The sequence below is a fragment of the Sphaerisporangium sp. TRM90804 genome, assembly GCF_029846175.1.
GTDB lineage: Bacteria > Actinomycetota > Actinomycetes > Streptosporangiales > Streptosporangiaceae > Sphaerisporangium.
Genome location: NZ_JARWAC010000001.1, coordinates 207,814 through 230,670 on the forward strand (window position 1 = coordinate 207,814; position 22,857 = coordinate 230,670).

Below are 22,857 nucleotides of genomic sequence, written 5' to 3' on the forward strand. Positions count from 1 at the left end.
CGGCCCCGAGACGACCGAGGAGGGAGAGGGATGGCTACGTCGAAGCCCCCGTCGCGTCCGGCCGCGGGGCTGACCCCGGCGTCGCCCCACGGGCGCATCCGGCCGCGCCGCACGGCCTGGGACGTCGTCGCCGGCGTCGCCGCCCTCATCGCGCTGGCCGCGCTCATGGGCGGCGTCCCGTACGCGCTGCTGCGCTTCGCCGGCCCGCCGCTGCCCGCCGACCTGCTCGACGGCGAGCTGCTGACCAGCCAGATCAGCCCGAGCACGGCCGTCGCGATCCTCGTGCTGCTGGTCTGGCTGACGTGGGCGCAGCTCGTGGTCTGCGTGGTCGTCGAGGTGTACTCCGGCATCCGAAAGATCGGCATGCCGGTGCGCGTGCCCCTGTCGGGAGGGTCGCAGGCGCTGGCCAACCGGCTCGTCTCCGCGGCGCTGGCCCTGTTCACCGCCTCCGCCGTCGCGATCCCGATCGCGGGGGCCGCGTCCCCGCCGCCGGCGCGTCCCCCGGTGGTAGCCACCCAGCTCACCGCCCCGATCCCCGAGCAGTACGCCGTGCTGGAGGACGTGCGGGAGGTCAAGAAGGTCTACGTCGTCCAGCCGCCGCACGGGCGTCACCACGAGAGCCTGTGGGAGATCGCCGACAAGTGCCTCGGCGATGGGCGGCGCTACCCCGAGATCTACCGGCTCAACCAGCACAAGTCGCAGCCCGACGGCAGCCGCCTGCAGATGGCCGACCTGATCAAGCCGGGCTGGGTGCTGGACATGCCGGACGACGCGCGCAACGTGCACGTCGTCCCGGCCGACGAGTCGCGGGTCGTCACGCTCAGGCACCACCCCGGCAAGCCCGCCGAGCTCGACGGGCGCACCCAGTTCGTCACCGCCGAGTCCGGCCGCCCGGCCGGTCAGATGCCGGGCGCACGGGGCGAGGCCGGAGCCGTCGGGGGCGCCGACCGCGAGACGGCGCGGCCGGAGGCGCCCGAGCGGGGCGAGGGCCGGGCGGACGGCGCCGCCGGAGGAGAGGCCGCGGACGGCGCGCGGCAGGACGGTGCCGCGCGCCCTGATCAGGGCGGTGCCGCGCGACCTGATCAGGGCGGCACGGGCGGCGTCGCACAGGGCGGCGCCGGCGGCGCGGCCCAGGGGGGCGGCCTGGCCGGGAGCGGCCTGGAACTGCCGCCGCCCCCGGTGGGCGACCGGCCGCCCGGGCTGCCCGCCGTGCCGAACCTGCCCGCCGCCTCGGCCGTGCCCAAGGCGCCGAAGGCGTCGGCCGTCCCATCCGTGAAGCCGGGCGAGACGTCGTGGAGCGACAGGGCGCAGCGGCCCGAGGGCCTCGACCGGCCGCAGGCGCAGGACACGGGCGGGCTCGACCTCGTCGACTACCTGGCCGGCGGCTCGCTCGCGGCGGCCGGCCTGCTCGTGGCGCTCGGACGACGGCGCCGGGAGCAGCTCTGGCACCGCGCGTTCGGCCACCGCATCGTCCGCCCGAGGGGGGACGCCGCCGGGGCCGAGGTGGCGCTGCGCCTGGGCTCGGACGCCCCCGGCGGCAAGATGCTCGACAACGGCCTGCGCCTGCTGGGCAAGCTGCTGGCCGAGCAGGGCCGCGTCCCGCCGACCATCTACGCCGTCCACCTGTCGGCCCGCGGGCTCGACCTGTGGATCCACCCGCCCGAGCCGGACGCCCCAGAGCCGTGGGAGTCCCACGACGGCGGCCGCACGTGGCGGCTGCTCGCGCACGAGGGCCGGGCCATCGACGAGCACGCGCTGGCCGACGTGCCCGCCCCGTACCCGGGCCTGGTCTCGCTCGGGGTGACCGAGTCGGGCCGCGTGCTGATCGACCTGGAGGCCGCCCACGGCGTGATCGCCATGACCGGCCACCGGGTGCGCGAAGCGCTGGCCGCGCTCGCCGTCGAGCTGGCGACCAACCGCTGGTCCGACGAGATGCGGGTGACGCTGGTCGGCTTCGGCGCCGATCTGGCGACCATCGCGCCGCACCGGGTGCGCTCGGTGGGCAGCCTCGCCGAGGCCCTGCCCGAGCTGGAGGCGCGGGCGCGGGAGACCGAACCCGCGGCGCAGGTGCTCACCGGGCGCGTCCACGGCCGTGCGGCGGCCCCGGCCTGGCCGCCGCACTTCCTGCTGTCGGCCATCGCGCCCGATCCCGACGACGCCGTCCGCCTGGCGAGGCTCGGCCGGGCGGGCACCCGCATGGCCGCGGGGTACGTCATCGCGGGCGAGGTCCCGCACGCCACCTGGACCTGGGAGATCACCGAGGAGGGCAAGGCCAGGGTGGAGGCCCTGGGCGTCACGGTGGCGGCCCAGCTCCTGCCCCGGCGGCACTACGAGGCGGTCGTCGACCTGTTCCGCACCGCCGGCCGCCACGAGGGCGAGCCCGTGCGTGAGGAGGAGCCGGCCCGTGAGTTCACCACGACGCCGTCCGTCAACGTGCGCATCCTGGGGCCGATCGAGATCGGCCCGGTGCCGCCCCTGGAGGAGGGCAGGGCCGAGCTGGCCTGCGAGATGATCGTCTACCTCGCCAGCCACCCGGCCGGGGTGCATCCCGTCGTGCTCGGCGGCATCCTGTGGCCGCGCGGCGTGCAGGCCGTCGTCCGCGACGCCGCGATCGCCCGCGTGGCCGAGTGGCTGGGCACCGACAGCCAGGGACGCCCGAACCTGCGCGCCGACGACACCGGGCGGCTGCGCCTGGGCCCCGAGGTGCGCTCCGACTGGCAGCTCTTCCGCGAGCTCGTCCGGCGGTCGCACAACGACCCCGGCGGGCGCGCGGTGCTGCTCGACAAGGCCCTGGGGCTGGTGCGCGGGCCGCTGCTCAGCGGCCGGCCGCGCGGCCGGTACGCCTGGCTGGCCGCCGACGAGCTGGAGTACGAGGTCACCGCCAGCGTGGCGGACGCCGCCCACCGGCTCTGCGAGGTGCGGCTGGCGCACGACGACGCAGAGGGCGCCGTGGCGGCGGTGCGGGCGGGCCTGCTGCTGGCGGCCGACGACGAGGGCCTGTGGCGCGACCTGCTGCGCTCCGCGCACGCCACCGGCGACCCGCTCAAGCTGCGCGCGGTCGCGGACGGCCTACACCGCCGGGCCTCCTCGCACCCGTACGGCGGCGGGATGGCGCCCGAGACCGAGGCGCTGATCGACGAGCTGCTGCCGACCTGGCGGCTGCACTCCATGCCGTCGGCGTGAGGACGTACCGGAGACCATGGACGAGCGGAAGGAAGGGCGGCGGGCGGTCGCGGCATGCGTGCCGGTGATCGCCGTCGGAGGCGCGTGTGCCAGAAAGATGCTGCTGAGTCATGCCGATACCCGCAAAAGGGTGGTTCGGCGGTGCGACGCGTGATTAACGTCACCGGCATGCGGATGCCGCCCGCGCTGACCGCTCGCACGGGGCCGCCGTCCGCCGTCCCCTCCTCACCTTCCGTGACGGGCCGCGCGCGGCGCGTGCCGGCGGTGCTGGCCGCGGGGGCCGTGCTGCTCGCCGCCGCGTGCGCGCCCGCCGGGGCGGAACGGCCCTTCACCCCGCGGGGTGACGCCCCCACCGCCGGCGGGCCGGGCGCCTCCCCGGGCGCGAGCGGCGCGCCGGGGGCCCTGTCGGTGCCGCAGGTGCGCGAGGTCGAGGCGGCGCCCGGGCTCACCGTGTCCGTCGAGTGGCCGGCCGGGCTCGACGCCGCCGGCCAGGCCATGGTCCAGACGTTCGCCGACGGCTACGTGGGCTCCTGGCGGGCGGTGGCCACCCAGGGCGAGGACACCTCCTACCTCACCGGCATCCAGGACGAGGCGGGCCGCGACGCCTACACCTGGGTGCGCGGCTTCGTGAACCGCCGCCAGTCGGCCACCGGCACGGCCAAGGTGTACGCCGTGCGGGTGGCGTCGGTCACCGGGCCGGGAGCCGAGGTCGACGCCTGCGTCGACGAGTCGGGCATCCGGGTCACCGAAGCGCGCACCGGGCGCCCGATCAGCTCCCAGCCGGCCTGGACCAAGCCGCCGAAATCCGTCTACCTGCAGGTCGCCGCCCTCCGGCGCGGCGACGACGGGTCGTGGCGGGTCAAGGCGTACATGCACGCCGCCTATCCCCATCAGCGCGCTAAGGAGTGCCGCCGATGAGAACTCTCCCTTCCATCGTCCTGACCGCCTCGCTGGCGGCGGCGCTCGTCCTGGCCTCCGGCCCCGTGTCGGCCCAGGCCCCGGGCGATCCCGGCGGCCCGCGCGGGGAGGGGTTCCAGGACGGCCGCACCAGCGGCGTGATCCTGCGCAACTCCAAGATCGTGCTCAGCGGGGACGGCCTCGGCGCGAAGGCCGACGGCTACCGCGTCCAGCGCCCCTGCTGGTACGAGCCCGGCGACAACGCCGACCAGATGCTGGAGCGCCAGGAGGACGTCCGGCAGTACTGGTTCCACACCAACCCGACCGGGACCGCCGAGGACTTCGAGAAGTTCCTGAAGCAGTACGAGGACAAGGTCGGCGAGAACGGCCGCTGGTGGGTGCCCGCGTACAACGCGGCCGACCCGGACGGGCTCTCGTGCTGGAGCGGGCTGCAGGGCGCCGTGTGGGTGCCCGAGGGCGGCTCCCCGCCGGGCGGCATCACGCTCGCCGAGCTCTACCAGCTCGCCCGCGCCGCCCTCACCGTCCCGGAGCCGAAGATCGAGCTCAGCCCCGACGTCAAGAGCTACGTGAACCTCGACACCTGGGTGTGGCTCACCGGCGTGGGCGCCACCACCCGGTCGGTCACCGCGGAGATCCCCGGCGTCATGTCCGCGACCGTCACCGCCACGCTGTCCGACCTGCAGATCAAGTCGGGGACCTCCGGGGCCCGGGCCGAGGTGCGGCAGAACTGCGGGCCCACGGGCCATCCCTACGTCAAGGGCGGCACGTTCACCTGCGGCGTGCGCTACCTCCGCGCCTCGGTCGACCAGGCCGGCGGGGCGTACACCATGACCGTGACCACGGTCTGGCCGGTGACCGGCGGCGGCTTCGACTTCGACCCGGTGCAGGTGACGGCCGAACGCTCCGTGCCCGTCGGGGAGGTCCAGAGCACCGTGCGTGACACCCCGGCCGGCTCCGCCGGCTAGCGGGGTGTCGTCCGCCCACGGGCTGGTCCGAATTCGGATGAAGGTCTCGCTTCGGCAGGCGGGAGGGTCGTAGCGTCGGGTGTATGAGACTGCTGTCGGTCAACGTCGGCAAGCCGCGGGCCAACCCGTGGAAGGAACTCGGCATGACGGGCATCGACAAGCGGCCCGTCGAAGGCCCGGTCGCCGTCACGGAGCCCGGGCCGAAGGGCACGGGGGCCGTGGGCCTGGCCGGCGACCGCGTCTACGACGTGAAACACCACGGCGGCACCGACCAGGCCGTCTACGCCTACGCCCGCGAGGTGCTCGACAGGTGGGAGGCCGAGCTGGGCAGGCGCCTGCCGAACGGCTCCTTCGGCGAGAACCTCACGACCGCCGACCTCGACGTCGACGGCGCCCTCATCGGCGAGCACTGGCGCATCGGCGAGACGGTGGTGCTGGAGGTGTCCGCGCCGCGGCTGCCCTGCGCGACCTTCCAGGGATGGCTGGAGCGAGAAGGCTGGATGAAGGAGTTCACCCGGGCCGCGCTGCCCGGCGCCTACCTGCGGGTCGTCGAGCCGGGCGACATCCGCGCCGGCGACCCGGTCGAGATCGTGCACCGCCCGGACCACGACGTGAGCGTCGCCGTGGCGTTCCGCGCCCTCACGCTGGAGCCAGGCCTGCTGCCCCGGCTCGCGGCGGCCGAGGCGCTGCCCCGGAAGGTGCGGCAGAAGGTCGCGCGGCGCACCAGCGCGTAGACGGGTGCGCGCCTGCGCACGCCGGCGCGCACGGCGTCACACCGCTTTCTCGTGCGTGAGCAGCCACTCCTTGACCGGGCTGCCGTAGTAGTAGCCGCCGAAGCCCCCCGAGGAGGGCAGGATGCGGTGGCAGGGGACGAACGGGGCGATCAGGTTCTGGGCGCACGCCGACCCGGCGGCGCGGGCCGCCGTCCTCGGCAGGCCGGCCCGTTCGGCGAGCTGGGCGTAGCTGATCGTCGTGCCCGGTTCGACCGCGCGCAGGGCGACGTAGAGGCGCTGGCGGAGCGGCGTGCCCGGCTGGTCGACCGGCACGGCGTCGAGGGCGAGCAGGTCGCCGTCCAGGTAGTCGCGCACGGCCTGGGCGGGCTTGCCCAGGTCGTCGACGGCGCGGAGCGGGAGCGCGCGGAGCGCGGCGGGCAGCCGGGCGAACATCTCGGCGACGGCGCCGTTGAAGCCGGCGGAGACGAGCACGTCGCCGTGGGCGAGAAGGGTCAGCGGGCCGGCCGGGGTGGCGATGGTCTGGGCGTCGACGGTCGAGGTCACGATGAGCTCCAAAGGTGCATGGCGGCGTACGCCCGCCAGGGGCGCCACCGCTCGGGTTCGGTGGGGGGGACGCCGAGCGCCTTCATGGCCCGCAGCAGGACGAGGTCGTCCACGGGCCAGGCGTCCGGGTCGCGCAGGGCGCGCATCACGATGTATCCGGCGGTCCAGGGCCCGATGCCGGGAAGGGCCAGCAGGCGGGCGGTCGTCTCGGCGGGGTCGGCGCCGCCGTCGAGGTCGATCTCCCCCGAGGCGGTCTTCTCGGCCAGCGCCCGCAGCGTGGCCTCCCGCCTTCCGGTGAGGCCGAGCCCGGACAGGTCGGCCTGCGCGAGCCGCTCGGCATCGGGGAACAGCAGGTGGAGCCCGCCGGGGACCCCCTCCTCCGCGCCGGCGGCGGGCGCGCCGTCACGGCCGGGCGAGGCCGGGATCGCCGTCCCGGCGCGTGCGGCGACGCGGCCGAGCAGGGTGCGGGCCCCGGCGACGGAGACCTGCTGGCCGACCACGGCGCGGACGGCCAGCTCGAAGCCGTCGAAGGCTCCGGGCACCCGCAGCCCGGGGCGGCTCTCGACCAGCGGGCGCAGCGCCGTGGCGCCGAGCGCGTCGGCGATGGCCGCGGGGTCTGAGTCGAGGTCGAGCAGGCGCCGGCAGCGCGCGACGACACGCGGCAGGCGGCGGGTGTCGTCGAGCGTCACCGACAGCCGGACGTGGCCGTCGGCGGGCGTCAGCGTGACCGTGCCGCCCTGCACCGTGCGCCGGTAGCCGCCGGGACCGGCCTCCTCGACGCCCGGGACGGCCCGGGCGGCCAGGAAGGCGAGCAGCGCCGGCGCGTCGTACGGGGCGCGGTAGGTCAGGCGCAGGGTGAGCGCCGCCGGCGACGCGCCGGTCCCGCCCCCCGACGCGCCGGACCCGCCCCCCGACGCGCCGGACCCGCCCCCCGGCGCGCCGGGCGTGCCCTCCGGGGAGGGCGGCACCCGCGCGGCGGCGCGGGCCGTCGGGCCGGAGGAGGCCGTGCGCAGCTCGCCGGGGGCGAAGCCGTAGGCGTCCTTCATGGTCGCGTTGAACTGGCGCACGCTGCCGAACCCGGCGGCGAAGGCCACGTCGGTGACCGTCAGGGAGGTCTCGGTCAGCAACTGCTTGGCCAGCAGCAGCCGCCTGGTCCTGGCGACGGCCAGCGGGCCCGCGCCGAGCTGGGCGGTGAACAGGCGCAGCAGGTGGCGCTCGGTGATGTGCAGCCGGCCCGCCAGCCCGGCGACGCCGTACTCGTCGGCCACCCCCTCGTCGATCAGGCGCAGCGCCCGCCCGACCAGGTCGGCGGGCACGTCCCACCCGGGGTCGCCGGGGCTCAGCTCCGGGCGGCACCGCCGGCACGGCCGGAACCCGGCGGCCTCGGCGGCGGCCGCGTGGCGGTAGAAGCGGATGTTGCGCCGCGCGGGCGTGCGGGCCGGGCAGATGGGACGGCAGTAGATGCCGGTGGAGGTGACGGCCGAGTAGAACCGCCCGTCGAACCTCGTGTCCCGAGCGCTCACCGCCCGGTAACAGGAGTCGAAGTCGAGGGTCTGGTGTGGGGTCACGACAACGACGCTATGCCCTGATGGGGGAGCCTCACCAGCGGAATTCGGACCTCGCCGTGGCGGGCAGGGCACCGGGCGCGAACAGGCGGGAGACGGCGGCGGCTACTTGGTGGAGATGCCGACGCCGAGGTCGAACTCGCGGTAGACACGCGCCCAGAAGCCGTCGCGCAGCCAGACGCGGGCCTCGGGGTAGGGGCGCAGGGAGTGGCCCAGCTCCTTCTCGGCCTCGATCAGCAGCTCGGTGTCGATCACCGTCGGCAGCAGCGGGCCGGGCAGCAGGTCGCGGATGTTGTCGCGGCCGCGGGTCAGTATCCACTTCTGCGCGACGTGCTCGCCGACCTCCTCGACCCTCGGGCGGCTCGGGCCCAGCTTCGTGACCTGGCCCGGGTGGCGCACGGCGGGCTTGGCGCTGAGCGCGGTGCGCCCGGCGAACACCTGGGCCGGGGACGGCGGGGAGGGCGCGGCGGGGACGACCTGCGCGGCGCGGCTGAAGTAGGGCCGCAGGAAGTCGGCGGTCAGCTCCTCGACGGTGTCGGACTCCCACACGAGCCGCTCGGCCTGGTTGGTGCCGTAGGGCGGTTCGACGCCCCACAGGTGGATGCGGACGCCGAACGTCTGGGCGGCCTCCACGGCCGGCACCATGTCCTCGTCTCCGGCGATCAGCACGGTGTCGCTCACGGCGTGGTGGCGGGCGAGGGCTTCGAGGTCGCTGCGGATCTGCGCGTCCACGCCCTTCTGCTGCCCGCGGGCGTTCAGGTTGCCGAGCCGGACCTTGACCCAGGAAAGCTGCGCGATGACCCGCTGGTCGACGGTCGGCACCCGGTCGCGGGCGGCGTCGTACCAGTAGATGCGCAGCAACTCGCCGGGGATGCGTTCCATCGCGTGCTTCTTCAGGGCCGAGATGAGCTCGTCGGCGGCGACCCGATATTCCTTGCGCTCCTTGGCCCCCAGGATGACCTCGCCCGCCGCCGCGTAGAGATACCCGACGTCCACGAGGACGGCGTATTTCGCCGCTACGGGATGCGGTGTGAGGTCCGGGATTGCCATGCTCTCCTCCAGGCCTCGTTGCTAGATGATGATCGGCTGACTATATTCCCCCATTTCTAGATAGTCCCAACTCTTAGCGCGCTTGACACCCACTTCCAAAGATCTACTGGGGGAGTGAGCTCGTGCGCCAGGCGCCCGGCCCCCTCAGCAACCCCGTTCTCATCTGGTGTGTTGGGTTACGCCACGTATCTGGTTTTTGCGCGGTTCGTTGGGGACGCGAGTCTCTTGTGGCAAGTGCGATCACCAGCGCGGCGACCTCTTCGGCGCTGGCGTCGCCGCGGACGATTCTCAGATAGGGCTGTTCCACGGACGCCTCCTCCTACAGCGGGATGTTGCCGTGCTTCTTCGGCGGCAGGCTCTTGCGCTTGTTGCGCAGCGCGCGCAGCGCGCGGACGACGCGGATGCGGGTGTCGGACGGCCGGATCACCGCGTCCACATACCCGCGTTCGGCCGCGAGATACGGGTTGGCGAGCGTGTCCTCGTACTCGGTGACGAGCCGGGCGCGCTCCTTGTCGGGGGCGTCGGACGCCGCCAGCTCGCGGCGGTACAGGATGTTGACCGCCCCCTGCGCGCCCATCACGGCGATCTGCGCCGTCGGCCAGGCGAGGTTGACGTCGGCCCCCAGGTGCTTGGAGCCCATGACGTCGTACGCGCCGCCGTACGCCTTACGGGTGATCACCGTGACCAGCGGCACGGTGGCCTCGGCGTAGGCGTAGAGCAGCTTGGCGCCCCGGCGGATGATGCCGTTCCACTCCTGGTCGGTGCCGGGCAGGAACCCGGGCACGTCCACGAAGGTCAGCACGGGGACGTTGAAGGCGTCGCAGGTGCGCACGAAGCGCGCGGCCTTCTCGGAGGCGGCGATGTCGAGCGTGCCCGCGAAGCTCATCGGCTGGTTGGCCACCACCCCGACCGAGTGGCCCTCCACCCGGCCGAAGCCGACCAGGATGTTCGGCGCGAACCCGGCGTGCACCTCCAGGAACTCGCCGTCGTCCAGGACGTGCTGCACCACCTGGTGCATGTCGTACGGCTGGTTGGCGGAGTCGGGGATCAGCAGGTCGAGCTCGCGGTCGGCCTCGGTGACCTCAAGGTCGGCGGGCGCGTCGAAGACCGGCGGGTCGTCCATGTTGTTGGAGGGGAGGTAGGACAGCAGGGCCCTGGCGTAGTCGAGGCAGTCGTTCTCGTCGGCCGCCTCGTAGTGGGCCACGCCGGACCTGGAGTTGTGGGTGTGCGCGCCGCCCAGCTCCTCGAACGTGACCTCCTCGCCGGTCACCGTCCTGATCACGTCGGGGCCGGTGATGAACATGTGCGACTTCTCCCGCACCATGAGCACGAAGTCGGTCAGCGCGGGGGAGTAGACGGCGCCGCCCGCGCAGGGGCCCATGACCAGCGAGATCTGCGGGATCACCCCGGAGGAGTGCACGTTGCGCTTGAAGATCTCGGCGTACAGCCCGAGCGAGACCACGCCCTCCTGGATGCGCGCGCCCCCGGAGTCGTTGATGCCGACGACCGGGCAGCCGGTCTTCAGCGCGTGGTCCATGACCTTGACGATCTTCTCGCCGAAGACCTCGCCGAGCGAGCCGCCGAAGACCGTGAAGTCCTGCGCGAACACGGCCACCGGCCGGCCGTCCACGGTGCCGTGCCCGGTGACCACGCCGTCGCCGTAGGGGCGCTCGCGCTCCATGCCGAAGCCGGTGGCCCGGTGCCGGGCCAGCTCGTCGAACTCCACGAACGAGCCGTCGTCGAGGAAGGCCACCAGCCGTTCCCTGGCCGTCATCTTGCCCTTGGAATGCTGCTTCTCCACGGCACGCTCGGACCCGGCGTGTGCGGCCTCGTAGAGGCGTCGCTCCAGGTCGGCTATCTTCCCCGCGGTGGTGTGCGGGTCGACGCCCTCGACGTGCGGTACCGGGTCAGCGCTCATGCACCGTAGGGTAGCTCTCCGGTCACGGGCATGGTCACCCGGAGCCGTCCTCGCGGCGGCACTAGAGTGACGACATGACCGACTTCGCCAGTGGGGACGGCGCGTCCGGCGGGTCCGGGTTCGCCGAGGCGGTGCGCACGTACGGCCTGTTCAAGAGGTTCGGCGGGCAGATCGCGGTCGCCGGGGTCGACCTGGTGGTGCCGCGAGGCGGTTTCGCCGGGCTGGTCGGCCCGAACGGCGCGGGCAAGACGACGACGCTCAGCATGATCACCGGCCTGCTGGTGCCCGACGCCGGGTCGGCGACGGTCGGCGGCGCCGACGTCTGGCGCGACCCGGTGGCGGTCAAGGCCCGCGTCGGCGTCCTGCCCGAAGGGCTGCGGCTGTTCGAGCGGCTGTCCGGCCGCGAGCTGCTCCTGTACAACGGGCAGATCCGCGGCATCCCCAGGGACGAGGTCGCCCGGCGCGCCGAGGAACTGCTCAAGGTCATGGACCTGCTCGACTCCGCCGACAAGCTCGTCGTCGACTACTCCACGGGCATGCGCAAGAAGATCGCCCTGGCCGCCGCGCTGCTGCACAACCCCGCGGTGCTGTTCCTGGACAAGCCGTTCGAGGGCGTCGACCCCGTCAGCGCCAACACGCTGGTCGAGGTCCTGCGCCGGTACACCGCCTCCGGGTCCACGGTGATCTTCTCCAGCCACGTCATGGAGCTGGTCGAGCGGCTGTGCGACTGGGTGTCGGTCATGAACCAGGGCCGCATCGTCGCCCAGGGCCCGCTGGCACAGGTACGCGGCGCCGGCGCGACCCTCAACGACACGTTCCTCGACCTCGTCGGAGCCCGGGGCAACGGCGAGGAGGGGCTGTCGTGGCTGGGCTCTTCGTCCGCCTGAAGCTGCGCCTGATCGCCGGCAACCTGCGCGGCGACACGATGCGCCAGGTCGGGTTCGTGTTCACGCTCATCGCCGCGTTCCTGGTCGCCGTCGGCGGGCTGCTGCTGATGAGCCTGCTGCGCCTGGCGCCCGCCGACGTGGCGGTCGACGCCGGCATGGTGACGTTCACCGTGCTCACGCTGACGTGGATCGCCGGGCCGCTGATGGTCTTCGGGGTGGACGACACCCTCGACCCCGCCCGGCTGACGCTGTTCCCGCTCACCCCGCGCCAGATGGCCGTCGGCATGTTCGCCGCCTCGGCGACCGGGCCGTGGCCGCTCGCCACCCTGTTCTTCCTCGCCGGCGCCGTCGTCGGGCTGTCGCGCACCGCCACCGGCGCCCTGATCGGCGTGGTCGCCGTGATCCTGCAGGCCGCGCTGTGCCTGGTGGCGTCGCGGGCCGTCACCACCGCCCTGTCGCGGGTGCTGCGCAGCCGCCGGGGCCGCGACCTGCTGGCCGTGGGCGTCGTGTTCGTGTTCCTGCTGACCCAGCTCCCCAACCTGCTGCTCAACCAGGGGCTCGGCGCCGACCCCCGCCTCATGCTGGCCGAGCTGGCCTCGGTCGTGCGGTGGGGCCCGCCCGCGATGGCCGCGCACGCGATCGCGGACGGCGGGCTCGCCGGGCTGGCCGAGATCGCCGTCGTCGCCCTGGTGGTGATCGGGCTGTGGTGGCTGTGGATCGCCGCGCTGCGCAGGACGGCGGTCACCTCCGACTCCTCCACGCTGGTCGGCTCGGTGGGCCGAAGCCGCTTCGACGCCCTGCTGCCCGGCGGCGCGCTGGGCGCCGTGGTCGCCAAGGAGCTCAAGTACCTGCGCCGGGAGCCGCGCGGCCGCATGGGGTGGCTGGCGGCCGTCGGGTTCGCGGTTATCTTCACGTTCTCGCTGTTCAGCGACCCGAGCGGGTCGCCGGGCGCGGCGGTGACGCTGGCGCCCGGCTGTCTCGCGGCGTTGATGATCGGCCTGCAGAGCGCCAACGCGTTCGGCATCGACGGCCGCGCCCTGTGGATGAACGCCATCGTGTACGCCTCCCCCCGTGACGTGCGCACCGACCTCGCCGGCCGGCACCTCGCCGTCTGCGTGGTCGCGGTGCCGCTGCTGGCCGTGCTGTCGATCGGCGCGGCCCTGATCGCGGGCGACGTGCTGTGGTCGCTGCAGGCGACGGCGGCCGCCACGGGGCTGCTGCTCGTCGGGCTGGGCACCGGGGCCGTGACCAGCGTGATCCTGCCGTACACCTATCCCGACCGGCTCAACGCCTTCACCAGCGCTGCCCCCGGGCAGGGCGGGGCGGCCTTCGCCGGGGCGTTCGGCGCCATGATCGTCACCAGCGTGCTGGCGCTGCCGTTCCTGCTCCCGGCGTTGTTCGGCGTCGGCTGGATCGGCCTGCTCGCCGTGCCGTACGGTCTCGTGGTGGCGTGGGCCGGGCGCCGCCTGGCGTCCGTCATCGGCTACGCCCGCCTCCCCGACCTGCTCGGCGCCGTCTCGCGCCCCTCCTGAGCCGCGTCGTCCACAGGCGTCCGCCCCGCGGCCCGAGAACCTTCCCCGGGCGTTCACACTGGTCTAGTCCAATGGATGAGACCCGTATCCAGGAGAGGAGACGGAGTGGATACCCTTCGTGGTATGGCCGCCATCGCTCCGCATCAGGAAGAGCGTTCCGCCGTCGAACGTCACCATGCCGTCACCGAGATGCCCGACGAGCTGCGCGCCGACGTGCGCCTGCTCGGCGAGCTGCTCGGTCGCGTGATCGCCGAGGACGGCGGTCCCGATCTCCTGGCCGACGTCGAACGGCTCCGCAAGGCGGTGATCGCCGCCCGCAGGCGCGAGATCTCCGTCGACGAGGTGGCCGCCATGGTCGCCGAGTGGCCGATCGACCGCGGCGTGCAGCTCGCCCGCGCGTTCACGTGCTACTTCCACCTGGTCAACCTCGCCGAGGAACACTTCCGCATCCGCATGCTGAGGTCCAGGGACACCGGCGACTCCCCGGTGCCCGAGTCGCTGGCCCAGGCCGTCGGCGCGCTGAAGGCCGACCTCGGCCCCGACGAGCTGTCGCGGCTGATCGCCGAGCTGGAGTTCCGGCCGGTGCTCACCGCCCATCCCACCGAGGCCCGCCGCCGCGCCGTCGTCACGGCCATCCAGCGCGTCAGCGTGCAGCTCGCCGAGTACAACACGGCCGGCAGGGGGTCCAACGAGCGCCGCGAGGCGCACCGGCACCTCATGGAGGAGATCGATCTCCTCTGGCGCACCGCCCAGCTCCGGCACAGCAAGCTCGACCCGCTCGACGAGGTCCGCACGGCCATGGCCGCGTTCGACGAGACGCTGTTCCGCACGGTCCCGCGCATCTACCGCTCGCTGGACGCCGCGCTCGGCGAGGGCACCGGCAGGCGCGAGCCGCTGGCCAGGGCCTACATCCGCTACGGAAGCTGGATCGGCGGCGACCGCGACGGCAACCCCAACGTCACCGCGCGCGTCACCCGCGAGGCCGTGCTGATCCAGGCCGAGCACGTGCTCACCGCGCTGGAGAACGCCGCCACCCGCATCGGGCGCACGCTCACCGTCTCCGACCTCTACGGCCCGCCCAGCAAGGAGCTCGCCGACGAGCTGGCCCTGGCGCGCGACGACCACCCCGAGCTCGTCTCCGAGCTGGGCAAGCGCGCGCCTCGCGAGCCGCACCGGCAGTGGCTGCTGTTCGTGGCGGCCCGCATCGCCGCCACCCGGCGGCGCGACATCGACCTCGGCTACCGCTCGCCCGACGAGCTGCTGCGCGATCTGAAGGCCTGTCAGGCGTCGCTGGCGTCCACGGGCGCCACCCGGCAGGCGTACGGGGAGCTGCAGCACCTGATCTGGCAGGTGGAGACCTTCGGGTTCCACCTCGCCGAGCTGGAGGTCCGCCAGCACTCCCAGGTGCACGCCCAGGCGCTGGAGGAGATCCGCGCTGGCCGGTCCTCCGAGCGCACCGAGGAGGTCCTGGCGACGCTGCGCATGATCTCCTGGATCCAGGAGCGGTTCGGGGTCCGCGCCTGCTCGCGGTACGTCGTGTCCTTCACCCGCTCGGCCGACGACATCGCGGCCGTCTACGAGCTGGCCCGGCACGCCCTGGGCGCCCGCGCCCCCGTGATCGACGTCGTGCCGCTGTTCGAGTCCGGGGAGGACCTCGCCAACTCCGCGCGGGTGCTGGCCGGCATGCTCGAGCTGCCGCCCGTCCAGAAGCGGCTGTCGGCCAACGGGCGGCGCATGGAGGTCATGCTCGGCTACTCCGACTCCGCCAAGGAGCTCGGCCCGGCCGCAGCCACCCTGAAGCTGTACGACGCCCAGGCCGAGCTGGCCGTGTGGGCCGCGGCCAACGACGTGCGGCTCACGCTGTTCCACGGCCGGGGCGGCGCCCTCGGCCGGGGCGGCGGCCCCGCCAACCGGGCCGTGCTGGCGCAGGCCCCCGGGTCGGTGGCGGGCCGGTTCAAGGTCACCGAGCAGGGCGAGGTGATCTTCGCCAGGTACGGCCATCCGGCCATCGCGCTGCGGCACATCGAGCAGGTGACCAACGCCGTGCTGCTGGCCTCCACCGGCTCGGTGGAGGACCGCACGGCCGACGCCGCCGCGCGCTACCGCCTGCTGGCCGAGCGGGTCGCCTCCGCCTCCGAGCGGGCCTACCGGTCGCTCACCGAGGCCCCCGGGTTCCCCGAGTGGTTCGCGCTGGTCAGCCCGCTGGAGGAGATCGGCTCCCTGCGCCTGGGCTCCCGTCCCGCCCGCCGCGGCCTGGGCGCCCCGCGCTCCCTGGACGACCTGCGCGCGATCCCGTGGGTGTTCGCCTGGGCCCAGACCCGGGTCAACCTCCCCGGCTGGTACGGCCTGGGCAGCGGCCTGCTCGCGGCCGTGAAGGCGGTGTCACCGGCCGCGCCCGGCGCCGCGCCGGCGCAGACCGCGCCCGCCGCGTCCGGTGAGAACGCCTCGTCCGCGGTGAAGGCCGTGACCGGTGAGGACGCCTCGTCCGCCGTCAAGGCCGCGTCCGGCGCGAACGGCACGCCCGCGGCGAGCGGCGTGTCCGGTCCCGGCGCCTCCGAGGCGGCCGTGGAGGCCGCGGGCGGCGACGCCGAGCTGGGGCCGGGCCTCGATGAGCTGCGGCGGGCCTACCGCGAGTGGCCGCTGTTCGCCTCGCTGCTCGACAACGCCGAGATGTCGCTCGCCAAGACCGACCGCGCGATCGCGGCGCGTTACCTGGCGCTCGGCGACCGGCAGGACGTCGCCGACCGGGTGCTGGCCGAGTACGACCTCACCCGGTCCCTGGTGCTGGCCGTCACCGGCCACTCCCGTCTGCTGGAGAGCAAGCGGGTCCTGTCCCGCGCCGTCCAGCTCCGCGATCCCTACGTGGACGCGCTGTCCCACCTGCAGTTGCGTGCCCTGTCGGTGCTGCGCGCCGAAGGGGCCGAGGGAACGCTGTCGGAGGAGGAGCGCGAGAGGCTGGAGACCCTGCTCCTGCTCAGCGTGAACGGCGTCGCCGCCGGCCTGCAGAACACCGGCTGACCCCCCGGCCGCGGAGGGCGACGTCCTCCGCGGCCGGGCGGAGCCGGTGGTCCGGTCACGGCGGCGGCGCGGCACCGGCCGGAGGCCCGTGGTCGACGAGGGTTGGCGGGATCGTCACGTGGCCCGGAAGACGACCCCGCACTGGACGGTCCGCCCGGACACGCCGGTGCGTGACGCCGTGGTCTGCTCATTTCCATGTCCCTCCTGGATGACAGGAAAGACCCGGAATTCGATGTGTTCGGATTTGAGGCATATTCGGGGAATCAACCAGATTTATGGTGGGCTGCACTGGGTGGGGTCCAAGGTGTTTCCTGGTGATTTCCCGGCAATTCAATAAGCCCGGTGTTTTCGAGTGCGCTCGGTCAGCCGGGAAGGGCGATGCGTTCGGGGGCGGTGTAGACGTTGAAGCGTTCGCCGCGCAGGAAGCCGACCAGGGTCATGCCGAACTCCCGGGCCAGGTTCACGGCGAGCGAGGAGGGGGCGGAGACGCCGCACACCAGTGGCACGCCCGCCGCCAGCGCCTTCTGCACGATCTCGTAGCTGGTCCTCCCGCTGACCAGCAGGATGTGGGCGCCGAGCGGCAGCAGGCCGTTCATCAGGGCCCAGCCGGCGAGCTTGTCGACGGCGTTGTGGCGTCCGACGTCCTCGCGCAGGGCGAGCAGGGTGCCGTCGGGCGCGAACAGGCCGGCGGCGTGCAGGCCGCCGGTCTTGCCGAAGATGCCCTGGGCCTCGCGCAGGCGGGCCGGCAGCGAGTAGAGCAGGGCGGGCGTCACCGGCGGCAGCGCCCCGGCCGCGGCGGCGCCGGCCCCCGGCGCGGGCCGCTCGCCACCCGGCGCGGGCCGCTCGCTGTCCGGCGTGGGCGGCTCGGTGCCCGGGGCGGATCGTTCGCTGCCCGGCGTGGGCGGCTCGCTGCCCGGGGCGGGCCGCTCGCCGCCCGGCTCGGACCCGTGGGCGCCGGGTGGCGGCCCGGCGGGCGCGGTCAGGGACAGGCGGCGGGCACGCAGGGCCTCGATGCTCGCGGTGCCGCACACCCCGCACGCGCTGGACGTCAGGAAGTGGCGGTGCATGGTGGGCATCTCGGGCAGCGCCGGGCCGCGCAGCCGGACGGTCACCGTGTTGTAGCGGGCCTCGGGCGGGAGGTCCTCGTCGGTGCAGTAGGCGATCGCCGCGATGTCGTCCGGCCCGGCGATGCCCTCGCCCGACAGGAAGCCGGCCGCCAGCTCGAAGTCGGCCCCCGGCGTGCGCATGGTGACGGCCAGGGTGCGGGTGGCGCCGCCGGCCGTGACGCGGATCTCCAGCGGCTCCTCGGTGGCGAGGTCGTCGCGCCGGTCGCGGGCGACGCCGCCGGCCACCTCGCGGACGCGGACGCGCGTCGTCGGCCCCGGAGGCCGCCGGCCGGCCGCCGCCCCCAGCTCGTCCAGGCGGCGCGCCGTCCCGCCCCGGCCGTGTTCCGCCGGCCCGGGACTCCCGGTCCCGGTCCTGCCGGTTCCGGTTCCCGTCCTGCCGGTTCCGGTCCCGGCCTCGGTGTCGGTCTCGCTCCTTGTGCCGGTGCCGGTCTCGGTGCCGGGGCGGGTCGCCGGGCCGGAGTCGGCGGGGGTCACGGGGCCGTCCTCCGGAGGGTGACCACGGCGTTGTAGTCGGGGATGCGGGCGGCCGGGCTGCGGCGGGAGACGTCCAGCAGGACGTTGCCCTCGGGCCAGTGGATCTGCAGGTTGCCGGGGGTGAGCGGCGCCCGCAGCACGCGCCCGGTGAAGCGGCCGGCGGCGCCGTTCAGCTCGACCTCGGCTCCGTCGGGCAGCCCGAGCCGGTCGGCGTCGTACGGGCTCATCAGGACGGCGTCCCTGGTCGCGCCGTTGAAGCCGTCGCGCCGCTCGTGGACCATGCTGTTGAACTGCTTGCCGCGCCGCGTCGCCACCGTGAAGGCGCCGTCGGGGCGCTCCAGCTCGGGCAGCGGGACGGGCGCGAAGCGGCCGAGGCCGTCGGCGGTGGGGAACCGGCCGCCCGGGCACAGATGGCGCCCGCCGTACTGGACGTTGTCGCCGAACGCCCGCAGCCCGGCGATCCCGGCGTAGAAGGGGACGGCCTCCTCGATCTCGCGCCGGATCTGCGGCGTGCCGCCCGGGTAACGGATCATGTCGGCCAGCTCCGGGCGCGTGCGCGCCGCCAGCTCGGTGAAGATCTTCCACTCCGGCCAGGCCTCGCCGACGCGCGGCCCCGGGATCTGCGGGGAGAAGATGACACGCCGCTCGGTCGAGGTCTCGGTCACCCCGCCCTCCATCTCGTACCGCGTCTGCGCGGGCAGCAGCAGCACGTCGCCCTCCGGCTCGACCAGCATCTGGCTCGACAGCACGATGTCGATGTGGACGCGTAGCCCCAGCCGCGACAGCGCCTGCCGGCAGTACGCGGGATCGGGCAGTACCTCCAGGAAGTTGCCGCCCGAGGAGATCAACGCGTCCAGCTCGCGCTCGTGCGCCGCGTCGATCATGTCGGTGGCGGTGAGCCCGGGCGTCCGGGGCACCGAGAACCCCCACATCTCGCCGAAGCGGGCCGCGTTCTCGGGCGTGATGGGCAGGCCGCCGGGCAGGCCGGTCGCGTACGCGCCCATCTCGGCGCCGCCCTGGACGCCGCTGTGCCCGCGGATCGGCATGAGCCCGCAGTGGTCGCGCCCGACGAAGCCCCGCGCCAGGGCGAGGTTGACGATCGAGCGGACGTTGTCCTCGCCGTAGGTGTGCTGGGTGACGCCCATCGACCAGACCAGCACGGCCGACTTCGCCTCGCCGAGCAGCTTGGCCAGCTCGAACATGCTCTCGCGCGTGGCCCCGCTCAGCGCCTCCAGCGCCTCCCACGACTGCCCGGCCACCGCCTGGCGCACGTCCTCGAAGCCCGCGGTGTGCTGGTCGACGAACTCCTTGTCCAGCCAGTCGTGCTCGACCAGGTGCTTGAGCACGCCGTTGAGGAAGCCGATGTCGCCGCCGACGTTCACCCCGAAGAAGTGGTCGGTGATCTTGGTGCCGAACAGCGCGGACTCGGCGTTGGACGGCACCCAGTAGCGGTCCATGCCCGGCTCGCGGTAGGCGTTCACCATCACGACGCGGGTGCCCTGCTTCTTGGCGTGGTACAGGTACTTCATCGCGACCGGCTGGTTGTTCGACGGGTTGGAGCCGATGAAGACGACGAGGTCGGAGCCGACCCAGTCGGTGTAGGAGCAGGTCGTCGCGGCGGCGCCGATGGCCTGCTTCAGCGCCACCGTGGAGGGGGAGTGGCAGATGCGCGCGGCGTTGTCGATCGAGTTGGTGCCCAGCGCCCGCACGGCCTTCTGCGCGGCGAAGTAGTTCTCGTTGGGCATGCCCCGGCTGGTCAGGTAGGCGCCGAGGCGGGCGCCGCGCAGCCGGCCCGCGGCCAGGTCGAGTGCCTCGTCCCAGCCGACCCGGGTGAAGCCCGGCTCGCCCCTGCGGCGCAGCATGGGGTACGGCAGGCGGCCCAGCTCGCGCAGCTCCGCGCTGCGCATCCGGGCCAGCGGCGCCACGTCGGCCAGCACCGCAGGGTCGAGCGCCGGCATCGTGTTGAGCGGCAGCAGGCGCAGCCGGATGTTGCACAGGTGGACCTCCGGCATCGTCCAGTCGCGCATGCCCTTGGTGCCGAGCGCGCAGCCGTCGCAGGTGCCCCGGCTGAGGATGCGCCAGGCGTACCGCCGGTTGCCCCTGACCGAGCGAAAGGCCTTCCACAGCTCCAGGTAGTTGTTCGGCTTACGTTCGCCGATGCCGAAGGGCTTCCAGCTCGCCCAGTTGCGCGGATCCAGACGCTTGCTCACCGGACCGTTCACCGTTCCTTCTCCCGGCCGCCGGCTGTCCGGACGGCCCTCTCCTAGCATCGCCTTTTCGCCCACATCTGACGAACTGATGATCTTGTCCGGTGTTCTCGGGGGCGTTCAGGACGGCGGCGTGGTCGCCCTAGGTCAAGAATCCGGTGGCATTACGTAGTGTTAGCCGGTCATCCGGGCCCGAGGGGTCCCGCCACTCCGCGCCGAGGAGGAGGATGGACGGGTGCTTGACTCGCCGTACACCGATCTCGACCGGCCGCCGCTGTCGCAGGCGGCGCTGGCGCGCGCCGTCGTCCGTCCCGGCTCCCTGTGGTCCCAGCTCAGCGTGGTCGACCGCACCGGATCCACCAACGCCGACCTCGGCCAGGTCGCCCGGGAGGGCGCCGCCGAGGGCGCGGTGCTCGTCGCCGAGCTGCAGCTCGCCGGGCGGGGCCGCCTGGGCCGCGCCTGGACGGCCCCGGCGCGCGCCGGGCTCACCTTCTCCGTCCTGCTGCGCCCGGCGGTGCCCACGGCCCGGCAGGGCTGGGTGACGCTGCTCGTCGCGCTGGCCGCCGCCTCGGCCGTGCGCCGCCTCGCGGGCGTGGACGTCCGGCTGAAGTGGCCCAACGACCTGCTGGTCGGCGAGCGCAAGCTGGCCGGCGTGCTGGCCGAGCGCGCCGAGGGCGCGGTCGTCGTCGGCATGGGGCTCAACGTCTCGGTCCGGGCCGACGAGCTGCCCGTGCCCACGGCCACCTCGCTCGCCATCGAGCAGGCCGAGTGCGTCGACCGCGACCCGCTGCTGCGGGCGGTGCTGCGCGAGATCGAGACGCACTACCGCGACTGGGTGGCCGCCGAGGGCGACGCCGACGCCTGCGGGCTGCGGGCGTCCTACCTGGCGATGAGCGCGACCATCGGCAGGCGGGTGCGGGTCGAGCTGCCGGGCGAGCGGGTGCTGGAGGGGGAGGCCACCGGGGTCGACTCCTCGGGCCACCTGATCGTCCGCGCCGACGGCGTCGAGCGGGCTCTCAGCGTGGGCGACGTCGTGCACGTGCGGCCCGCCTCCGCCGGCTGAGCGCCGCGCGTCAAGGCCGCGCCAAGGTTGGTGGCTGATCGGTCCGGGGGCCGACGGCTTGGGCAGACGCGGGGGAGATCGTCGTGCCACGATTTGCCCCATGGGTCTGCCTGATCATCATCTGACGTCGGGGGAGCGGGTCGTGCACGCGTTCCGCCCCCACTGGAAGCGGCTCGTGGTGCCCTTCCTCGCGCTGCTGCTCGTCATCGCCGCCTCCAGCGCGGCCCTGTACCTGATCCCGGTCGACTACGAGTACGCCGGCGTGGCCTGGATCGCGGTCGCCGTCGTGTCCGTGGTCGCGCTCGCGCTCTGGTCGTTCATCCCGTATCTGCGCTGGAAGACGACCTGGTACACGCTCTCGACCCACCGCTTCAACATCAGCTCGGGCATCCTGAGCAAGTCCGAGGACGACATACCGCTCACCAAGGTCAACAGCGTCAGCTCCGACCAGCGGTTCGTCGAGCGGCTGCTCGGCTGCGGCACGCTGGTGGTGGAGTCGGCCTCCGACCGGGGCGAGATCGCGCTCAAGGACATCCCGAAGATCCAGACCGTCAGGTCCGACCTGTTCCGGCTGGTGGAGGACGTCTCCGACGGGGTGGTCGACGGCCGGTGAGACATGCGCCTGACGTGGCGTAACCTCCTGAAGGTGCGCGAGACCCCCACCGCGGGCCGCCCGACGGCCGAGCAGATCGAGCGGCTGTTCGTCGGCTCGGCCGCCCGGCACACCCGCCTGGAGGTGGCCCGGCTGGCCGGCGTGCCGTCCGAGCTGGCCCAGCGCATCTGGCGCGCCCTCGGGTTCGCCACGCCCGCCGACGACCTCCCCTCCTTCACCGACGCCGACGTCGACGCGCTGCGCCGGGTCGCGGGCCTGCTCGGCTCGCAGCTGGTGGACGAGGAGACCGTCGTGCGCCTGGCCCGCGCGCTCGGCCAGACCACCTCCCGGCTCGCGCAGTGGCAGGCCGAGATCATGGTCACCGCCATGCTGCCGCAGGGCAGGGCCCCCGACGACGAGGAGCTGGCCGGCGTCCTGTCGCTGTCGCAGGCCCTGCTGCCCGACTTCGAGCGCCTGCTCGTGCACGTGTGGCGCGCCCAGCTCGCGGCGGCCGGCGTCCGGCTGCTGGCCAACACCGACATGGACGCCGCGGCCGTCCCTGGCCGGCCCACGCTGGCGGTGGGCTTCGCCGACCTGGTGTCGTTCACCCAGGTGTCGCGCGAGCTGGACACCCAGGGGCTCGCCGAGCTGGTCGAGTGGTTCGAGTCCCTGGCCTCCGACGTGGTGGCCTCCCGCGGGGCGCGCCTGGTCAAGACCCTCGGCGACGAGGTGCTGTTCACCGCCCCCACCGCCGAGACGGCCGCCCGCGTCGCCCTCGAACTGGTCGACGCCGTCCGCGACGACGGCCGCGACCTGCGGGTGGGCCTGTCCTACGGGCCGGTGCTGCCGACCATGGGCGACGTCTTCGGCACCACCGTGAACCTCGCCGCCCGGCTGACCGCCATGGCGCATCCCTGCACGGTCCTGGTCGACCCCGGCGTGGCCGAGGCCGTGAAAGGATCTGCCGGGCTGGCCGTGCAACGGATCCGCAGGCGGCCGGTGCGCGGGCTCGGGGTGATCCAGCCGTACGTGCTCCGCCGGGCTTGACCGGCGCGGCGGAGGTCAACATCCTCAAGAAACC

The 22,857-nt window shown here is 73.9% G+C and carries 16 protein-coding genes and 2 pseudogenes; 10 read left to right on the forward strand and 8 right to left on the reverse strand.

Going from position 1 to position 22,857, the window contains the following annotated elements; all coding sequences use genetic code 11:
- Positions 1–30: 30 nt before the first annotated feature.
- The 4 genes from PYR91_RS00925 (at position 31) to PYR91_RS00940 (ending at position 5,800) form a co-directional block, all read left to right on the forward strand.
- The gene (locus PYR91_RS00925; protein WP_279776930.1) at positions 31–3,183 is read left to right on the forward strand and encodes a bacterial transcriptional activator domain-containing protein; all 3,153 of its coding nucleotides are present in this window, start codon (positions 31–33) and stop codon (positions 3,181–3,183) included.
- Positions 3,184–3,324: 141 nt separating this feature from the next.
- The gene (locus tag PYR91_RS00930; protein ID WP_279776931.1) at positions 3,325–4,101 is read left to right on the forward strand and encodes a hypothetical protein; all 777 of its coding nucleotides are present in this window, start codon (positions 3,325–3,327) and stop codon (positions 4,099–4,101) included.
- Entirely contained in the window at positions 4,098–5,066 is a 969-nt protein-coding gene (locus PYR91_RS00935; RefSeq protein WP_279776932.1) for a hypothetical protein, read from the forward strand. Before PYR91_RS00930 ends, PYR91_RS00935 begins: the two co-directional genes overlap by 4 nt.
- Positions 5,067–5,149: 83 nt before the next feature.
- On the forward strand, positions 5,150–5,800 hold the full coding sequence (locus tag PYR91_RS00940; RefSeq protein ID WP_279776933.1) for an MOSC domain-containing protein: 651 nt from the start codon (positions 5,150–5,152) through the stop codon (positions 5,798–5,800).
- 36 nt (positions 5,801–5,836) lie between these two features.
- On the opposite strand, the gene PYR91_RS00945 is transcribed toward PYR91_RS00940, so the two are convergent.
- The 5 genes from PYR91_RS00945 to PYR91_RS00965 all read right to left on the reverse strand — a co-directional run bounded on the left by PYR91_RS00945 (position 5,837) and on the right by PYR91_RS00965 (position 10,876).
- Positions 5,837–6,343: a methylated-DNA--[protein]-cysteine S-methyltransferase gene (locus PYR91_RS00945; RefSeq protein ID WP_279776934.1), complete on the reverse strand. Its 507-nt coding sequence runs from the start codon at positions 6,341–6,343 to the stop codon at positions 5,837–5,839.
- Positions 6,340–7,911, reverse strand: coding sequence for an AlkA N-terminal domain-containing protein (locus PYR91_RS00950; RefSeq protein WP_279776935.1), 1,572 nt, complete (start codon positions 7,909–7,911; stop codon positions 6,340–6,342). Before PYR91_RS00950 ends, PYR91_RS00945 begins: the two co-directional genes overlap by 4 nt.
- A 102-nt stretch (positions 7,912–8,013) precedes the next feature.
- Positions 8,014–8,958, reverse strand: coding sequence for an NYN domain-containing protein (locus PYR91_RS00955; RefSeq protein ID WP_279776936.1), 945 nt, complete (start codon positions 8,956–8,958; stop codon positions 8,014–8,016).
- Positions 8,959–9,061: 103 nt separating this feature from the next.
- Entirely contained in the window at positions 9,062–9,265 is a 204-nt protein-coding gene (locus tag PYR91_RS00960; protein WP_279776937.1) for an acyl-CoA carboxylase subunit epsilon, read from the reverse strand.
- A gap of 12 nt (positions 9,266–9,277) precedes the next feature.
- Entirely contained in the window at positions 9,278–10,876 is a 1,599-nt protein-coding gene (locus tag PYR91_RS00965; protein WP_279776938.1) for an acyl-CoA carboxylase subunit beta, read from the reverse strand.
- A 74-nt stretch (positions 10,877–10,950) separates the two neighbouring features.
- Between PYR91_RS00965 and PYR91_RS00970 the strand changes: the two genes are divergently transcribed.
- The 3 genes from PYR91_RS00970 to PYR91_RS00980 all read left to right on the forward strand — a co-directional run bounded on the left by PYR91_RS00970 (position 10,951) and on the right by PYR91_RS00980 (position 16,313).
- The gene (locus tag PYR91_RS00970; RefSeq protein ID WP_279776939.1) at positions 10,951–11,763 is read left to right on the forward strand and encodes an ABC transporter ATP-binding protein; all 813 of its coding nucleotides are present in this window, start codon (positions 10,951–10,953) and stop codon (positions 11,761–11,763) included.
- Positions 11,739–13,295: a hypothetical protein gene (locus tag PYR91_RS00975; protein ID WP_279776940.1), complete on the forward strand. Its 1,557-nt coding sequence runs from the start codon at positions 11,739–11,741 to the stop codon at positions 13,293–13,295. The genes PYR91_RS00970 and PYR91_RS00975 overlap by 25 nt, the downstream gene beginning before the upstream one ends.
- A gap of 189 nt (positions 13,296–13,484) precedes the next feature.
- Positions 13,485–16,313 carry a phosphoenolpyruvate carboxylase gene (locus PYR91_RS00980; protein ID WP_279777093.1) on the forward strand — a complete coding sequence of 943 codons (2,829 nt, stop codon included), beginning with the start codon at positions 13,485–13,487 and terminating at the stop codon, positions 16,311–16,313.
- A gap of 362 nt (positions 16,314–16,675) precedes the next feature.
- Here PYR91_RS00980 and PYR91_RS00985 read toward each other — a convergent pair.
- From PYR91_RS00985 to PYR91_RS00995, 3 genes and pseudogenes are all read right to left on the reverse strand, one after another.
- Positions 16,676–17,083 (reverse strand): annotated as a pseudogene (locus PYR91_RS00985) (formate dehydrogenase accessory sulfurtransferase FdhD); the annotation flags it as partial.
- Between the two features lie 237 nt (positions 17,084–17,320).
- A pseudogene (locus PYR91_RS36365) lies at positions 17,321–17,914 on the reverse strand (formate dehydrogenase accessory sulfurtransferase FdhD); the annotation flags it as partial.
- Positions 17,911–20,124 (reverse strand): FdhF/YdeP family oxidoreductase, encoded by a 2,214-nt coding sequence (locus PYR91_RS00995; RefSeq protein WP_279776941.1) that lies wholly within the window; start codon positions 20,122–20,124, stop codon positions 17,911–17,913. The gene PYR91_RS00995 and the pseudogene PYR91_RS36365, both read right to left, overlap by 4 nt.
- Before the next feature lie 232 nt (positions 20,125–20,356).
- On the opposite strand from PYR91_RS00995, the gene PYR91_RS01000 reads away from it, so the two are divergent.
- The 3 genes from PYR91_RS01000 (at position 20,357) to PYR91_RS01010 (ending at position 22,823) form a co-directional block, all read left to right on the forward strand.
- Entirely contained in the window at positions 20,357–21,184 is an 828-nt protein-coding gene (locus PYR91_RS01000; protein WP_279776942.1) for a biotin--[acetyl-CoA-carboxylase] ligase, read from the forward strand.
- Positions 21,185–21,284: 100 nt separating this feature from the next.
- On the forward strand, positions 21,285–21,797 hold the full coding sequence (locus PYR91_RS01005) for a PH domain-containing protein (protein ID WP_279776943.1): 513 nt from the start codon (positions 21,285–21,287) through the stop codon (positions 21,795–21,797).
- Between the two features lie 33 nt (positions 21,798–21,830).
- Positions 21,831–22,823, forward strand: a complete 993-nt coding sequence (locus PYR91_RS01010) for an adenylate/guanylate cyclase domain-containing protein (protein WP_279776944.1) — start codon at positions 21,831–21,833, stop codon at positions 22,821–22,823.
- Positions 22,824–22,857: the final 34 nt, after the last annotated feature.

Excerpts from the sequence above, each read along its gene's own strand:
- PYR91_RS00980 (WP_279777093.1), top strand. The coding sequence starts at position 13,485 with ATGCCCGACGAGCTGCGCGCCGACGTGCGCCTGCTCGGCGAGCTGCTC.
- PYR91_RS00955 (WP_279776936.1), bottom strand. The coding sequence starts at position 8,958 with ATGGCAATCCCGGACCTCACACCGCATCCCGTAGCGGCGAAATACGCC.
- PYR91_RS00965 (WP_279776938.1), bottom strand. The coding sequence starts at position 10,876 with ATGAGCGCTGACCCGGTACCGCACGTCGAGGGCGTCGACCCGCACACC.
- PYR91_RS00970 (WP_279776939.1), top strand. The coding sequence starts at position 10,951 with ATGACCGACTTCGCCAGTGGGGACGGCGCGTCCGGCGGGTCCGGGTTC.
- PYR91_RS00940 (WP_279776933.1), top strand. The coding sequence starts at position 5,150 with ATGAGACTGCTGTCGGTCAACGTCGGCAAGCCGCGGGCCAACCCGTGG.
- PYR91_RS00925 (WP_279776930.1), top strand. The coding sequence starts at position 31 with ATGGCTACGTCGAAGCCCCCGTCGCGTCCGGCCGCGGGGCTGACCCCG.
- PYR91_RS00935 (WP_279776932.1), top strand. The coding sequence starts at position 4,098 with ATGAGAACTCTCCCTTCCATCGTCCTGACCGCCTCGCTGGCGGCGGCG.
- PYR91_RS01005 (WP_279776943.1), top strand. The coding sequence starts at position 21,285 with ATGGGTCTGCCTGATCATCATCTGACGTCGGGGGAGCGGGTCGTGCAC.